General features: G+C 41.0%; 9 protein-coding genes. 6 read left to right on the top strand and 3 right to left on the bottom strand.

All coding sequences use genetic code 11. The features are described 5' to 3' along the window. Nucleotides 1–110: 110 nt before the first annotated feature. Nucleotides 111–6512 (top strand): alpha-2-macroglobulin family protein, encoded by a 6402-nt coding sequence (locus tag BFS30_RS11990; protein ID WP_069379517.1) that lies wholly within the window; start codon nt 111–113, stop codon nt 6510–6512. A 42-nt stretch (nt 6513–6554) separates the two neighbouring features. On the opposite strand, the gene BFS30_RS11985 is transcribed toward BFS30_RS11990, so the two are convergent. After that, a complete protein-coding gene (locus BFS30_RS11985) occupies nt 6555–7658 on the bottom strand; it encodes a DNA alkylation repair protein (RefSeq protein ID WP_069379516.1) in 1104 nt (367 codons plus the stop codon). 8 nt (nt 7659–7666) lie between these two features. Next, on the bottom strand, nt 7667–8488 hold the full coding sequence (locus tag BFS30_RS11980) for an ATP-binding protein (protein ID WP_069379515.1): 822 nt from the start codon (nt 8486–8488) through the stop codon (nt 7667–7669). A 246-nt stretch (nt 8489–8734) separates the two neighbouring features. Here BFS30_RS11980 and BFS30_RS11975 point away from each other — a divergent pair, with 246 nt between their 5' ends. The 4 genes from BFS30_RS11975 (at nt 8735) to eboC (ending at nt 13010) form a co-directional block, all read left to right on the top strand. Next, nucleotides 8735–9880 carry a glycoside hydrolase family 88/105 protein gene (locus tag BFS30_RS11975; RefSeq protein ID WP_069379514.1) on the top strand — a complete coding sequence of 382 codons (1146 nt, stop codon included), beginning with the start codon at nt 8735–8737 and terminating at the stop codon, nt 9878–9880. A gap of 35 nt (nt 9881–9915) precedes the next feature. Next, on the top strand, nt 9916–11208 hold the full coding sequence (locus BFS30_RS11970; protein ID WP_069382405.1) for a PQQ-dependent sugar dehydrogenase: 1293 nt from the start codon (nt 9916–9918) through the stop codon (nt 11206–11208). A 6-nt stretch (nt 11209–11214) separates the two neighbouring features. Next, nucleotides 11215–11655: a c-type cytochrome gene (locus tag BFS30_RS11965; RefSeq protein WP_069379513.1), complete on the top strand. Its 441-nt coding sequence runs from the start codon at nt 11215–11217 to the stop codon at nt 11653–11655. Between the two features lie 461 nt (nt 11656–12116). Beyond that, nucleotides 12117–13010: a UbiA-like protein EboC gene (gene eboC / locus BFS30_RS11955; RefSeq protein WP_237028743.1), complete on the top strand. Its 894-nt coding sequence runs from the start codon at nt 12117–12119 to the stop codon at nt 13008–13010. On the opposite strand, the gene BFS30_RS11950 is transcribed toward eboC, so the two are convergent. After that, the gene (locus BFS30_RS11950) at nt 13003–14448 is read right to left on the bottom strand and encodes a PQQ-dependent sugar dehydrogenase (protein ID WP_069379511.1); all 1446 of its coding nucleotides are present in this window, start codon (nt 14446–14448) and stop codon (nt 13003–13005) included. The genes eboC and BFS30_RS11950 overlap by 8 nt on opposite strands. Nucleotides 14449–14649: 201 nt before the next feature. Between BFS30_RS11950 and BFS30_RS11945 the strand changes: the two genes are divergently transcribed. Beyond that, entirely contained in the window at nt 14650–17034 is a 2385-nt protein-coding gene (locus tag BFS30_RS11945; protein ID WP_069379510.1) for a phosphocholine-specific phospholipase C, read from the top strand. Nucleotides 17035–17036: the final 2 nt, after the last annotated feature.

The following is a 17036-nucleotide window of genomic DNA, read 5'->3' as shown; positions in this document are numbered from 1 at the left end:
TTATTCATTGAGGAATGGCTGATCGATAAAATAAAATAATCCGACTTGATCATATAAGTATCCTTATGGAATTAAGTCAATAATTCCATCTTCTACTAAAATACCTACTTATGAAAATCATGTTACGTATCTCTTTTTTACTCATCAGCTTTGTTCTGATTTCACAGAGCGTCTTTTCTCAGAAACAGCATTACTATATGGAAGAATTCAAGAAAATAGATTCTTTAGCCAATATGGCTCAGGTGAAAAAAGCTTTACCAATCCTTGAAAAACTAAACAATCAGGCCAGAAAGGAAGGCAATTCCGCCATGTTGGTAAAGTCTGTTATTTATCGCATGTTGTTCCAGAGTTATCTTGAAGAGAATGCTTTTGCAGGAATTTTAAAAGACCTCAAAAACGACATCAGGCAAGCAAATCAACCTGAAAAAAGTGTGTTACAATCCCTGCTTGCAGAGATGTATTGGAAGTATTATGAGCAGAACAGCTATCGCATCGCTCAACGTAGTACTGTGGAAACTAAACTAAGCGACGACATCAGTACCTGGTCTGTCAGAGAAATCACCAATGAAACGGCAAAGACCTATCTTACCTCGCTTGCTGAAGCCAAACTCTTACAAAACATAAAAATTGGTGTTTTAAACGATATATTGATCGGAGACAGCACCAATCGGGAATTGAGACCCAGTCTTTATGACCTGTTGGCCCACCGTGCATTGGATGTTTTTATAAACCCTCAAATTGACATTAGCAATACGGATATGGATGGGATCAATTTTGATGATCCAGTTTGGTTTTCCGATCACAAAACATTTGCTGCAATTCAAATCGCCCGGACAGATAGCAGTTATTTTTCCGCTGAGGCCCTGAAAATATTTCAGCAGCTGCTTCTACTTCATCAGCCACAAAAAAGTACCGCAGCATTTACAGATATAGAGCTCAAAAGATTCAAGTTTATTTACGAAAGAAGTGGCGAAGAGCATAAAGACAGCTTGTATTTTACGAGCTTACAAGCTTTGGAGAAAATAGCTGAAAGTACGCCTTTGTACGCAGATATTTTATTCCAACAGGCCCAAATTTACAAAAATGATGGTTTAAAGGATCGCAATAAACAACACCTGATTAAAGCCGTTGCAATAGCCGAAAAGGCAATTAAAGCATTTCCGGGTAGTCAGGGCGCAGAAAATGCAGCAGCCTTGATTAAACACATTAAAACCGAAACCATAAGCATTCAGCTAAAGCAATTCAACCTTCCTGAACGTCCGATTCAGTTTTTGCTCAGCTATAAAAATATTGATACTGCTTACTTAAAACTTTATAAGATCTCCCCTTCTGAAAATAACCTTGAGGTAAATTTCAACAATAAGGAGGACTATCAAAAATTCCTTAAAAACAAAAAACCGTTGAGGTCATGGACTGTTCGCGTCCCTGTTTTACAGGATTATCAGGAACATACTTTATCAGATAAAATTGATGCCCTTTCTCCTGGAAATTACTTGTTGATCGCACAAAATACGCCGGATGCTGAAAAGGAGACTTATAGCAGCAACCTCAGTCAGTTTAAGGTTACAATGCTTGCTGTAAACACGAGGTCATTGACACAGGATTCCGTTGAATACATTATTTCCAATAGTCTTGATGGGAAACGCTTGAAAAATGTAACCGTTCTGGAGAAAAAAATCAGCTATAAAAATGGAAAATCGGTTAGTACTGATGGCCTTTTGCAAAAAACAGACGAGAATGGAAGGCTGTTTTATAAAAGATCGAACGACGTCCGAAAGCTACTGATCAGTTATAAAGAAGATGCAATTCTGCTTGACGTTGTAAACCATTACTACTACGATCGTATCGAGCATGAAAATGAACAGGTGATCCTGTTCAGCGACCGCCCTATTTATCGTCCGGGACAAACCTTATTTTACAAGGGTCTCTTCATCAAAAAAACAGATTCAAAAAATAGCATTCAACCCAGAAGAAAACTACGAGTCACTTTAAAGGATGTAAATGGTAAGGAACTGGAGGAAACCTCAGTAACGACAAATGACTACGGCACTTTTCAGGGTTCTTTCAACATTCCAATGGGAAAAATGAACGGGAGTATGGAACTAAGCACCATTTATGGCAATCTTCCGATCCAGGTGGAGGAATACAAACGTCCGGCTTTTGAAGTTGTATTTGATAAATCCGATCAGAAATACAAAATTAACGATAGCATTCTGGTCAAAGGAAATGCAAGCACTTTTTCAGGTTATGCAGTGGGTTCTGCAAAAGTAAAATATACCGTTTACCGGACGAGTTTGAGACCCGATTATATTTATGGATCCAGAGGCCAGGCACCTAAGCAAATCGCTATTGGAAAAACGGAGACTAAAGCAGATGGCAGCTTCAGTTTTCGCTTCTTTGCCAGCAAAAACCAACACAACACGGAGCAGTATAATTTTTTAATCAGAGCGGAAGTTACCGATATCAATGGAGAGACCAGAACAGGAACCAAGAACATCAATGCGGGAAAGAAGGACCTGATGCTAACCGTAACGGTACCCGAACAACTTTTTTTAACGACAAAACCGGATAGCATTTCCTTTAATGTCACCAATCTGAATGGAGAGCTGATAAAAGCAAGCGTAGAAACGGAATGGTTCTCGCTTCAATCACCAGGACGGCTACCAAATAAAAATCCTTTTCCAACAATCCCCCAAAAATATACCCTGTCTAAGGACGAGTTTATCCAGGCTTTCCCAACTGAGGCCTACGCCGGCGACGATGATCCTTTGAACTGGCCAACACAAAAGATCAGTTTTCAACAGAGCATCAGTACAGAACAAGGAACAGGAAATTTAACACTCAATGCGAAACAAGTTCTTCCGGGTTATTATAAGGTAAAATTCAGCGCTATAAATGAAGACAAAGAGCGTGTTGATGTAGAAAAAGTATTGCGTATTTACCATTCGGAGGCCAGCAACATACTCACAGAGCGGGAATGGTTGGTGGTAGAAAAAAACAAGGTTTTGCCTAATGAAAGCGCCATCTTCAGAGTAGCGGGAACAACTGCCAGCGGAGCGGCTTATTACGAGCTTTATTACAAAAACAAGATTGTGGATAAAGTATGGATAAACATTTCCAACAAACAAAACATCGTTAAAATAAGCCCTAAAGCTGGCTTTGAGGACAGTTTTGCAGTTCAGTTTACGCTAATACAGAATGGACTTGTGTATAACTCGATGCAAGTAGTTCATATGATTGACCCTGCAAAAGAGTTAACAATAGATTTCCTAACATTTAGAAATAAGTTGCAACCTGGAGAAAAGGAAAGTTGGAAATTACGCATCAGCAGTAAAACCGGAGAAAAACAAATGGCCGAATTGGTCGCTACACTTTATGATGCTTCGCTGGATGAACTAAAAAAGATGGATTGGAATAAGCCATTGGTCGATACATATAATTATAGCCGTTATTTCTGGACTTCAGAACGCAACAGGCTTGAAAGCGGAAATGAACTTTGGTTCCTGAATAACTACAATAATTATTTTTCGGAGATCTTCAGAAGTTATGAGCATCTGAATCTTTTTGGATACAATTATTATGGTGGCGGGTACAATCCCGGTTATGCGGATTACTTAGCCAGGCTTAAAGCCAGGGGAATATCAGAGCAAGCCGCTAAAAATTTGGCAGAACTGAAAAAGGGGAAGCTCGTATATGGAGTCGTAACGGATGAACAGGGTTATGGAATGCCAGGCGTAAACGTAAAAGCAGGAAAAACAACTGTAGTTACCGATAGTTATGGTATTTACAAAATCAATGCAATTCCTGGACAGCAAATCCAATTCAAAGCCCTCGGGTTTAAATCTTTAACTACAAAAGTTGGTAAGTTAAAAAGGTTGGATGTGAGTTTAAAAAATGACGGTTCCAGCCTGCATGAGTTGGTCATCACCGGGGGCGTCCAATATAAACAGTCGAGGGTTGCCTACTCTTCCTCCTCTGTTCAGGTCCGTGGAGCAACCTCTATTCAGGAAAAAGCCTTAGGCATTTCAGTTCCTGCTCCAGCGTCATCAATGAGGGAAAAGGATGAAGCCGTTGCTGAAGATAGTAAAGTTTACGACTTTATTTCGATCGAACACTATGATCCAATAACCGATATCCGTATTGTCAATGGAAAAGCAATCAGGGGGACGGGCAAGATTGTCCCAAGAACCAATTTCAACGAAACTGCTTTCTTTTATCCACAATTACACACCGATAAAAACGGAGAAATTCGGATAGATTTTACCATTCCACAATCGTTGACCCGTTACAAAATGCTGGGCTTTGCGCATACGAAAGACCTGAAAACAGCTGCTACCAGTCGCGAGCTGATTACCCAGAAACAACTGGCTATCAGTGCTAATACCCCACGTTTCTTCCGGGAAGGAGATACCCTGTTGTTTACCGCAAAGCTGAACAACCTCAGCGGAAAAACACTAAAAGGAGAAGCCATTCTGGAGTTGAGGGATGCAGTTACTAACAATGTTATCCACATCTTATCCACAGACACCAAAGCAACACAAAATTTCGAAGTTGCTGATAAAGGAAATGAGGTGATTAAATGGTCATTGCAAATTCCTTCAGGCATTGCTGCGATCACGTATAAAGTATTAGCGCAATCCGGCAGGTATAGTGATGGAGAAGAAATGACCGTTCCTGTACTTCCTAATGCCATGCTGGTTACAGAAACAATGCCATTGAATGTCCGTGGAAACTCCAGCAAGACATTTAACATGGACAAACTGTTGAAATCCGGTGCTTCTTCCACGCTAAAAAATCAACGCTTAACCCTGGAGTTTACTTCCAACCCGGTATGGTATGCCATTCAGGCCCTGCCCTATTTAATGGAGTATCCTTATGAATGTGCAGAGCAGACTTTCAGCCGCTTTTATGCGAATAGCTTTGCTACCGGAGTGATCAACAGTTCACCAAAAATAAAACAGGTTTTTGCCCGCTGGCAGCAGGAAAAGGACGGGGCAACATTGTTGTCTAATCTGGAGAAAAACCCGGAATTGAAATCTATACTTCTGGAAGAAACGCCATGGGTGAGAGAGGCAGATGGAGAAACAGAACGTAAAAAGCGACTGGCCATCCTATTTGATCTGAACCGCATGTCTTATGAACTGAAAAGTAATTTTGAGAAGCTGGAGAAAATGCAAAATCCAAATGGCTCCTTCCCCTGGTTTAGCGGGATGTCTGAAGACCGCTACATTACCCAACATATCGTTTTGGGTATGGGGCAGCTAAAGCATTTGAAAATGATCGATGAAAACGCTTTCCCAGGCTTCCAGAAAATGTTGAATAAAGCCATCGTTTACCTGGACAAGCAATTAAAAGATGACTTCAAGAAAGAAGTATCAGGAAAAGGCATTGCTCATCTCCCACTTCACTATCTGTATGCAAGGAGTTATACCGATCAAAAGAATACTGATCCTGATTTTAAAAAGGCAAAAGCGCATTACCTGGACAAAGTGAAAAGCAGTTGGAGAACGATGGATGCCTATGAACGTGGACAGGCAGCCTTAGTCCTGGCCAGAAACGGAAATAAACCAGAAGCCCTTAACATTATCCGCTTTTTAAAAGAAAGTGCCAGACAAGATGAGGAAATGGGGATGTATTGGGACAACAACATCCATGGCTGGTGGTGGTATCAAAGTCCAATTGAAACACAGGCATTGCTGATAGAGGTGTTTGACGAGGTGGCCAATGATGTTAAATCTGTAGAAGAAATGAAAATATGGTTGCTAAAAAATAAGCAAACCAATGATTGGAAGACTACAAAAGCGACCGCCGCAGCCTGTTATTCCCTGCTCCTTCGTGGAACCAGCACACTGGAAGAATCTGCAGCACCTGAGCTCAGTATAGGAAATCAAACACCAGCTCAGTTAGGCATGGAGCATACGGAGAAAGAAGCAGGAACAGGTTATCAGAAAATGAGTATTTCCGGAGCTAATATTAAACCAGAGATGGGAAAAATCGAAGTTAAAAACAACAATAAAACCATTGCCTGGGGAGGTATTTACTGGCAATATTTTGAACAACTGAACAAGATTACCCCCGCGGAAACAGGAATTAAAATTAAGAAGGACCTGTTTCTACAAAAATCCTCTGTAAAAGGAGATGTACTCACACTACTCAATCCATCTAATGTATTGACTCCTGGTGACCTGCTAAAGGTAAGGATTGAAATCCGTGCAGACAGAGACATGGAATATGTTCATCTAAAAGACATGCGTTCTTCAGGTTTTGAACCGGTAAATGTCATTTCCGCTTATAAATATCAGGACGGATTAGGGTATTACGAGAGCACCAAAGATGCTTCCACCAATTTCTTCATCAGTTACCTCAGGAAGGGAGTATATGTATTTGAATACGCCTTAAGGGTAAGTCATGCCGGAAACTTCTCCAATGGGATTACCACTTTACAATCGATGTATGCACCGGAGTTCAGTACCCATTCTGCAGGGCTGCGTGTTACCGTGAATCCTCAATAACCAGGAAACCGGAGGCGGTCTTAATTTTAGACCGCCTCCGGTTTATTCACTCAGCTCAAAGTTCAGCACTTCCTTTTCTTCTCCATTCACAATCACCGACAATTGCTGTATTCCCGGATAAAATTTCCTGGTGGTGATAAATTTAAAGCTCTGCTTACGGGAAACCTTCACCTTTTCATTTGCCTGGTAGATTTTCTCACTGATCTTAAATACCTTCTTTGATAATGTTCCGTTTTGTCTCCTGTAGTACAATCCATACTCCAACCTGATGATTTGCTCTTTTTGTTCCTGATTATGGAGGTAATAAGAAAAATGCAGATCTTCACCAATCCGAGTTACCGGAGTTGAAATCTCAAATCCGCTGATTTGAATGTCCTTACTTTCCAAACCATAATGTTTTAATATTTCCGGATGTCCTTGCTTCAGCAATGTTCTGCAGCCATGTTTGATGATGGCGTCTGTTTCTTTATGTATGCCTTTCCAACGTTTTGCAAGATCAATAACGATATCAGGATTATCCTTCGCAATATCATTGATGTGGTTGGCAACACTTCTTCTCACCCATTCGGAAGGATCATTTTTCAGATTTTCTAAAAGTGGCAAAACCGGGGCAGGATCCTTTTTAAGCTTAGGTAGCGCCATTGCCCATGGCAATCTGGGTCTAGTTCCTTCGCTCGATAAGCGCCTCACTTTATGATTTTCATGAAGTGACCATGCAGTCATCTGTTCCAGCATCCGATCTTCATATTTAAGGATAAAGGGTCTTACCGAAAATTCGCAGCTGACGAACTGAGTAATGAACTCAATTGCCCGTACAGAATTTTCATAGTCCTCCATTCCGTAAGTCTCTATGTAATCCGGCAGAAACATAAATGCCAGTCCATCTTCTCCGATTCTGTTTTTCCTGAGTCCGGTAATGATTTCGAACAACAGGTCTACCGTTTGCCCGTAATCGTTTGGAAGAAACACATGCAGTACCTGTGCAGTATGCTTCATTCTTGCTTTTAGTTCTTTATGTTCGAAGTCCTGATCAAAAATCTGCACTGTAAATTTCTTTTTATCAAAGGCAGGAACGGTCTGCAAGAGGACATCAGATAGTCTGTCGTAAAAAGCTGGTGAATATATATCTTTAAGGAGGCTACTCATAAATGATTTTATTGTAACTGATAAGCCATTACTGTCTTTTTATAAAAAGTGGGGATATATACTATCCTTTTTTCTGGATCATAACCTATATCAGCTGTATTCTTCTTTTCTAAATGGGTATCCAGCAGCAAATCGCATCTGCCGTCAGCATACACATAATATACATATCCACCCCAACTTGAGCAGAGAAAATCACCATTTCCGATTGGTTCCAATCCATCTCCTCCATTTGGCAATTCTGCTATTTTAGTGATCTTTTTTCCGGCATCAGCTTTCAAAAAATTCCTCCCGCCAAGGATATATAAATCCTCGCCGATGGCTTTTAAACCATTAACCCCGTTGATGCTGTCAAGGTACAAGCTGGGTGCATCATTTTCAATTTTATAAATCCTTTTTGTTCTGGAATCCGAGACATATACGATCCCTTTTTCGTTCACAGTGATGTCATTCAGAAATTTGGTATTTTCTATAGGAATCTTGCGGAGTATTTCCCCTTTGGCAATATCAATCACCACGACATCAGTCAGGTCGGCAACATACATCAGGTTAGCAGATATCGCCAATCCCTTTGGAGAGTTTAATCCGGAAATCCAGTTGAGATCAATCACCTTACCATTCGGTTTAATCTTCCCGATTCCTCCGATTCCGTCTTTATCATTCGGATTATTTCCCATGACAGACACATACAGCATTTTAGCTTTCAAATCCGGTAAAACAGACTCCGGCAGATTAATTACACTATCCGTTTCCCATAGTTTCAGCAAGCTATGCTGTGCTTTTAATTGCAGGGATAGGGTGATGATGAACATCAGAGAGAGACATTTTTTCATTAGTATATATTTATGGTTTTATCCTGAATACTTCGCAAGTGAATAAATATTGAACTCAAATTACTGTTCCAATTTAGCCAATTAGTAAACCATATTAACAAGAACAGTTGATAATCCTGTTAAACCAGCAAATTAAGGCGTTTCTCTCTCTTCACTAATTTCTCAAAAATCAAATAAAAGCTACCTTTAAATACCTAAACGGGTAAACATCCCCAAAGATGTTGATCAACAGACAGCCAAAATCTCATGAATAGAAATCTTTTTTTAGGCATAACCAGTCTTCTATCTTTTTCCCTTTTTTGTGGAACGGGCCTTTTACACGCCCAACCTACCTCTGCAGATTTAAAAAACTGGCCAAAGGGCACATCTCCGAAAGAAATTGGCACCAGGGTAGCCGATCACTTTGTTGTTACTCCACATACCAATTTTGGCCGTCCAACCCCTCCAAAGGTCATCACTTATCCGGAATCATGTGCCTGGTATGGAGCTTTGACTTTCGCCAAAGCCAGTGGAAATAAAAAACTGACACAGCGCCTTGCAGAACGGTTCGAACCTTTATTTGGAGAAGAGTCAAAGATGGTTCCCATTCCTGATCACGTGGATTACTGTGTTTTTGGCTCGGTTCCTCTGGAATTATACCTTCAGACAAAAGATAAAAAATACCTGGACCTTGGGATTTCTATCGCAGAAAAACAATGGGGACCGCCGGAAGGGCCACGCGTAAAAGAAGAATCACACGAATTTTATAAACAAGGATACACCTGGCAAACCAGGTTATGGATTGACGACATGTATATGATCACCGCATTACAGGCACAGGCATTCCGCGCCACTGGAAATCAGAAATACATCGATCAGGCGGCAAAAGAAATGGTTTTCTATTTAGATCAGCTTCAAAAACCCAATGGGCTGTTTTATCATGCTCCTGATGTACCTTTCTATTGGGGAAGAGGAGATGGATGGATGGCCGCAGGGATGGCAGAATTACTTAGCTCCATGCCCAAAAGCAATCCAAACAGAGCAAGGATCATGAAAGGTTACAGCGATATGATGGCCTCATTACTAAAATATCAGGGAAAGAACGGCATGTGGAACCAATTAATTGATGATCCTGAAGCATGGCCGGAAACATCAGCAACAGGAATGTTCACTTTTGCGATGATTACAGGAGTTAAAAACGGGTGGCTGGATAAAGAGACTTATGGAAAAGCAGCCAGAAAGGGATGGCTTGGACTGGTATCTTACATCAATGAAAATGCAGAGATTACCAATGTCTGCGAAGGTACAAACAAGAAAAATGACCGTCAGTATTACCTGGACAGAAAACAAAATACAGGTGATCTTCATGGACAGGCCCCAATCTTATGGTGCGCAACCGCCTTACTACGTTAATGGCAGACAGAACTTATAAAATGATAAGTATGATCATGAAAACAAGATTGATTATTCCGCTCCTTACGGCTGGGGTTTTCTGCTCCTTATATGCTTTTAAAAATAACCCTTCGGACAGATCAACCGATCCACCCACCACTGATGCGAATAATGCAGGTTTAAAACTTCCTGCAGAATTTGGGGCGCTAATAGTGGCCGACAGCATTGGCAAGGCCAGACACATCGTCGTGACCAAGGAAGGAAATTTGTATGTAAAACTTGCGAAACCAGTTAAAGAAAAAGGCATCATTTACCTGAAAGATAAAAATGGTGATGGCCGTATGGACGAACATACTGGCTTTGGAAATTATGGTGGAACGGGCCTTTATTTAAAAGACAACATACTGTATGCCTCTTCTAACGACGAGGTCTTTAGCTATAAACTCAACGAAAGTGATGAAGTCCTTGATCAGAATAATCCCTCAAAGCTGATTACCAAATTAAAAAAAGGCAGACAGCACGATACCAAATCTATTGTCTTAGACAATTCAGGAAACATCTATGTGAACATAGGAGCGTATTCCAACTCCTGCCAGGAAAAAGACCGTACCCCAGGCTCCCCGGGAATAAAAGGTTGTCCGATATTAGATTCTGCCGGAGGGATATGGCAGTTTAAAGCCAACAAGCTGAACCAAAGCTATGGCGATGGCGTTCGTTATGCCACAGGAATAAGAAATGTAGTTGGCTTAGATTGGAATCAACAAAACAATAGCTTATTTGTGATGCAGCATGGCCGTGATCAACTCAATGGACTTTGGCCGGATCTGTATGATGAAAAACAATCCGCTCTCCTTCCTGCCGAATGCCTGTACATGCTTAAAAAAGGAGACAATGCAGGCTGGCCTTATGTCTATTATGACCAGTATCAAAAGAAAAACATCCAGGCACCGGAATACGGAGGCGATGGCAAAAAAGAAGGCAGCAAAGAATATATCAATCCCGCGCTGGCTTTTCCCGGACATCTTGCTCCCAATGGCTTGTTATTTTACACCGGGAATCAGTTTCCGGAGAAATACAGGAATGGTGCTTTTATCGCCTTTCATGGTTCCTGGAACAGGACTCCTGAAAAACAGGAAGGCTTTTATGTTGTGTTTGCTCCATTCAAGGATGGTCAGCCTACCGGAGAATGGGAAATCTTTGCAGACGGTTTTGCCGGAACAGACAACGTAATGTCTCCCAGGGACGCAAAGCATCGCCCTTGCGGATTGGCACAAGGGCCAGATGGCTCTCTGTATGTAACTGATGACGTGAAGGGGACTGTATACCGGATATTATATAAGGGAAAATAAAAGATCATGAAAAAACTCCTATTTACTGCTCTTCTGGCCCTTCCTTTAACCTTATTTGTACCGGCTGCTGCTCAGGCTCAAAAGAAAACCACAGCAAAAGCAACAGTTCAAAGAGATCAGTTATTGGAAGGAAAAAAGGTTTATTCGAAATTTTGCGCCTCCTGTCATCAATTAGATGGCGGAGGCGTTCCTAATTTAAATCCTCCTTTAAGCAAAACGATATACGTACTCGGGGATAAAAACAGGTTGATTAAAATTATCCTCAATGGCTCAAATGAAAGTCTGGAAATTGATGGAGAAACCTATTCGAATCCGATGCCTCAGCTTGATATCCTCAAAGACCAGGAAATAGCAGATGTATTGACCTATGTGAGAAACAGCTTTGGCAATAAAGCAGGAGCCATTACGGCTTCGGAGGTAAAAGCCCAGCGCACAAAGAAAAAATAAGCAATTGCTTTAAAGAGGGAGCTGAAAGATGATACGGAGTTTATAATTTCAAGGAAGAGACTATCCATTTAAGTCTGCCATGGAAGCACCAAAATTAAGGTGTAATACATTACCACTTGCGGTCAGCAATGCCGGTACAGATTTCACGCCCGCTTTTTCAGGCATCCTGTGTGATAAAAAATTGATTTTTACATTTTAGTAAGGTTTAAATTGTTTTTTACTACTTATAAATAATAAGACAAAGTTTGAAAATCCTGATTTGAGATAAATCATCCACTTTTGAACAAAACTGATGGTCCAGTTCAATATAAATGATACGCAAAAAAAGGCTGATTAAGCTATAAATAGTGTTTTTTATATGTTTATTTGCATTTAAATACCAACCTAAACCTATTTTGAATTGTTATACTGCTGGACTTGCATTTTTTTATCAACAAAATCTGCTTTAAACTTATAATTATTTGAAGAACCGACTCGCCTATATTAAGATTATGCGTCCGGCAAATCTGGTGACTTCCGTTACTGATGTTCTTGCTGGTGTAGCCATTTCAGGTTATTTTTTAACTACGGAATTTGAGCTTCAGCATTTATTTCCGATTCTGTTGCTTTGCCTATCTACCATAGGCTTGTATAGCGGAGGGGTGATCTTTAACGATGTCTTTGATCTGGAAAGAGACAAAAAGGAGCGTCCGGACCGCCCGATTCCAAATGGAAGCATTACAAAAAAAGATGCTGCTGTATTTGGCGGAATTTGCTTTACTGTAGGGATTATGGCGGCGGCAATCGTAAACCTGACCTCTCTAGCGATTGCATGTCTGATTATGATTGCCGCTTTAACTTACGACAAATATTCTAAGCACATGACCATCAGTGGCCCGATCAATATGGGGCTCTGCAGGGGATTAAACCTTTTGCTTGGTGTAAGTATTTTTTCTTGGTATCCCGAAATCTGGTGGTTGGTAATTGCAACCATCCCCATTGTATATATTGCCTCACTCACGATCATCAACAGAAGAAAAGGGAATGAAAAAAGCAAAGCGACATTATATCTTGCCGCCTTCCTTTATGCATTTGTCATTGCCTGCATTCTTTTCATTGCACACAGCAAAGGTTTTTTCCTGCTCACCATTCTCTTTGTAATTCCGTTCTACCTGATGATCTTCAATCCCTTATTTAAAACCCTTGATGATCCTATCGGAAAGAACATCGGCAAATCTGTAAAAGCAGGCGTTATCGCACTGATTTTACTGAATGCAGCATGGGCCAGTGCCTTTGGGGTTTGGTATATCGCATTGATTATTGTAGGCTTACTTCCCTTGTCTTTGTGGCTAAACAGAGCCTTCACCGTTAATTAACCGGAACCAGCTTATAAACGATACCAGGAGATTCTACTGCAATGTAGATATAGCCATCCGGCGCCATCCTTACATCCCTCAGCCTGCCGATATTCTTGAAAAGTATTTCTTCTTTAATCACTTTATTTCCTTGTAATACACTTCTGTTCAGGTATTCAAAACGCAGGGAACCGGTAAGCAGATCGCCTTTCCATCCCTTATAACGGTTTCCGGAAACAAAAGCCATTCCGCTTGGCCCTATAGAGGGAATCCAGTAATGCAAAGGTGCTGTTATCCCCTCCTTTTCTGAAATATTACTAATGATCTTTCCATTGTAATTGATGCCATAAGTCGCTATCGGCCAACCGTAATTCTTACCTGGTTGAATGATATTGATTTCATCCCCACCTCTTGGTCCATGTTCATTCTCCCAGATGACCCCTGTCTGAGGATGAATGGTCATCCCCTGAGGATTGCGGTTCCCATAAGTAAAAATGGATGCCTCTGCGCCCTTGGTTATCACAAACGGATTATCAGTAGGAATACTACCATCACTTTTTATCCTGTGGATCTTTCCAAGGTCATTTCCTTTGATTTCCTGAGGGTTTTGTTTTTCATTTCCTCTTTCACCGATAGCAATGTATAAATAACCATCTTTTCCAAACTGCATTCTGGAGCCATAGTGGTGCTGTGTTCTGGACCAGGGTTTGGCTACAAAGATATCCTGCTGATCTACCAGCTCATTCCCTTCCAGCTTTGCTTTTACAACCGCTGTAGTAGCCAATACCTTTCCATCTTCGGTTTTAAATTTAGAATAAGAGAGGTAAAGGGTCTTATTCGTTGCAAAGGCAGGATCAAGAATTACATCCATTAAACCACCCTGTCCTTTTGCCAATACCTCTGGAGTCCCATTGATCAGCTGTAAAGACTTGTCTTTTTTCACCTTATAGAACTTGCCATTGCGGTCGGTAACCAGCAACTCCTCAGACGGGAGAAAAGCCATTCCCCATGGGACGTCCAGGCCTTTCGCCACGGTATCCAACCTGATGGTCATTTCGGCTGTTTTAAAAATATTGCTCACTGGTTTCTTTGCCCCTGCATAGCGGTCAACATTTTTTATTCCCTTCAGGATATAATCTGAAAGTTCTCTGATCTCTTTATCGGTAAATGTAGCATCAAAGGCAGGCATTCCTTCATTCGCATATCCATTTTTTATTGCCTTAAAGAGGTCTTCTTTTGCATTTCCATGTTTCCATTGCCGGTCCACAAAAGCATCCATCTTCTCTCCATGACAACCACCACAATAATTCCGGTAGTTCAATTCTGCTTTTTCCAGCAAGCGATAGCCAGGATTAAAATCGATTGGTTTTGGCGAATGTACAATTGCTTTATTTTCAAAACTTAAAATTGAAGTCAATACTCCGCCAATGACTAGCGCGCCGCCAATATATTTTATCATAAGAAATGCAGTTTAGGTGTTTAACGATGTAAAATACACAATTCTATAAATAAAATGACAAGAAAAGCCAGTTTGTACAATCCACACTAAGTACCCTTTTTGTTACGTAAATATCTTACCCTTCATTGGTTTGATTTTCATCTCAAAAAATTACTTTTAATCTTCAATCTTATTACATTTGAGTACACACAAACCAAAACAATGGATTCAAGAAGATCATTTTTAAAAAAGGCAGCCCTGTTATCCGGAGCAGCCGGACTCCCTAATGTAATACCCATGTCTATTCAAAAGGCGATGGCCATCAGCGCCGCACCGGGATCTACATTTTATGATGCAGAACATATCGTATTCCTGATGCAGGAAAACCGTTCATTTGATCATATGTTTGGTAAACTGGCAGGAGTCCGTGGTTTTAATGATCCAAGAACGTTTACTCAACCTGACCAGAATAAAGTATGGCTTCAAAAAGATGCAGCAGGAAAAACTTTCGCTCCTTTTCATGTAGACATCAATAAGACTAAAATTACCTGGCAGGGCGGGCTTCCCCATTCCTGGTCAGACCAGCTTGCCGCCCGCAACAATGGAAATTACGACAAGTGGGTACCTGTAAAATCACATATGTGCCTTGGCTATTATGACCGTACCGATGTGCCTTTCTATTATGCCATGGCAGATGCCTTCACCATATGCGATCACAATTTTTGCTCTTCATTAACAGGAACTACCCCTAACAGGCTGTTTTTTTGGAGTGGAACCATCCGTCCGGAACAAAACGGCAGCTCTGTAGCGGCAGTAAACAATTCTCAGGCAGAATCCAGAGAAAACGCTTATGTAGACTGGGAAACTTTCCCTGAATTGTTGGAAGACAACAATGTAAGCTGGAAAATCTACCAGAATGAAATCTGGACCGCCGACCTTCAGGGAGATACTGTGGACGACTGGTTGGGCAATTATGGTGATAATGCCATTGAATATGTTAAACGTTACAACGTAAAACTTTCTGCCTATTTCAGAAAAAACGGAGATAAATCCAGTAAACCCGCATTGAGCGCTGCTGAAGTAACTGAAAAATACAATAAGCTTTCAGACCGGGAGAAAAACCTGATTGATAAAGCCTTCGCCACCAATATCAATGCTCCTGAAAATTATCTGGAGCTCGCTCCTTTTACGTTTACCGATGATCAGGGTATTCAACAGACCATGAACATTCCTAAAAATGATATCTTTCATCAGTTCCGTTCTGATGTAAATCAAGGAAAACTGCCAACGGTATCCTGGTTGGTGGCTCCTCAAAGGTTTTCCGATCACACCAGTTCTCCACTCTATGGAACCTGGTATGTTTCCGAAGCAATAGATATCCTGACAAAAAATCCGGAGGTATGGAAAAAAACCATTTTCATTCTTACATACGATGAAAACGATGGGTATTTTGACCATATTCCTCCTTATGTTGTTCCTAAGCCGGGCGATGCTTCCACGGGGAAAGTTTCTGAAAAGATTGATGTCGCACCGGATTATGAACAAAAGAAAGATAGCCCTATCGGGTTAGGATATCGTGTTCCATTACTCGTTGCTTCACCCTGGAGCAAAGGCGGCTATGTCAATTCTCAGGTATTTGACCATACTTCCTGCCTGATGTTCCTGGAAAACTTCATTGGTAAAAAAACAGGAAAGAAAATCAAAAGTAAAAATATCAGCAGCTGGAGAAGAGCAATTTGTGGTGATCTGACCTCGGTCTTCCGGCCCGCTATGGCAGACCAGTCCAATCCGGTAAGCCCATTGAAAAAAGAAAGTGTCATCACTGGAATCCAGAATGCAAAAAATAAACCGGCGCAAGTAAAACCTGAGGCCTTGTCTCCCAAAGAGATTGAGCAGATCAATGCCCATGAGGCTTTTGAATCGGGTTCCCCTTCGGCAATGCCGCAACAGGAAAAAGGCACACGTCCAGCTTGTGCTTTACCTTATCAACTGTTTGCAGAGGCTGATCTGGACATCACAACTGGTACAATACAAATTCAGTTTGAATCCGGCAAAGGAAATTTCGGACAAAAGATAGTTCCCGTGGGTGCAGCATTTCTGATGTATACACCAGTACTTTATAAGGGACAAGCAGGAAAAACATGGAATTACGGTGTTAGTGCTACGGATAAAGTAACTGACAAGCTAAGCCTGTCTGACTTTGACAAAGAGACTTATCATTTATGCATCAGTGGTCCGAATGGTTTCTTCAGGCGATTTAAAGGAAATAAACATGATCCGGAATTGAAACTGAGCTGTGAATATGAAACCTCAGGAATGCTGACAAAAAAAGGAACAGGTAATGTACAGCTCTTACTGGAAAACAGTGGAAAAAAAGAGCTGAAGATTAGCATTCAGGATAATACTTATGAAAAGAATAAAACAAAGGAAATTACCCTCCCTGCCAGGGCTAAAGCAAAAGTAATTGTGGACTTACAGAAAAGCGCTTTCTGGTATGATTTCAGTATCCGGGTAAATGGACATGATGCATTCAGCAAGCAATATGCAGGTCATGTAGAGACTGGCGAAGAAGGGATTACTGATCCATACATGGGCGGGGTCTTATAATC

The sequence above is a fragment of the Pedobacter steynii genome (genome assembly GCF_001721645.1).
GTDB lineage: Bacteria > Bacteroidota > Bacteroidia > Sphingobacteriales > Sphingobacteriaceae > Pedobacter > Pedobacter steynii_A.
The sequence above is the reverse complement of the archived record's forward strand: the minus strand, read 5'-3'. Positions and strand labels throughout refer to the sequence as shown.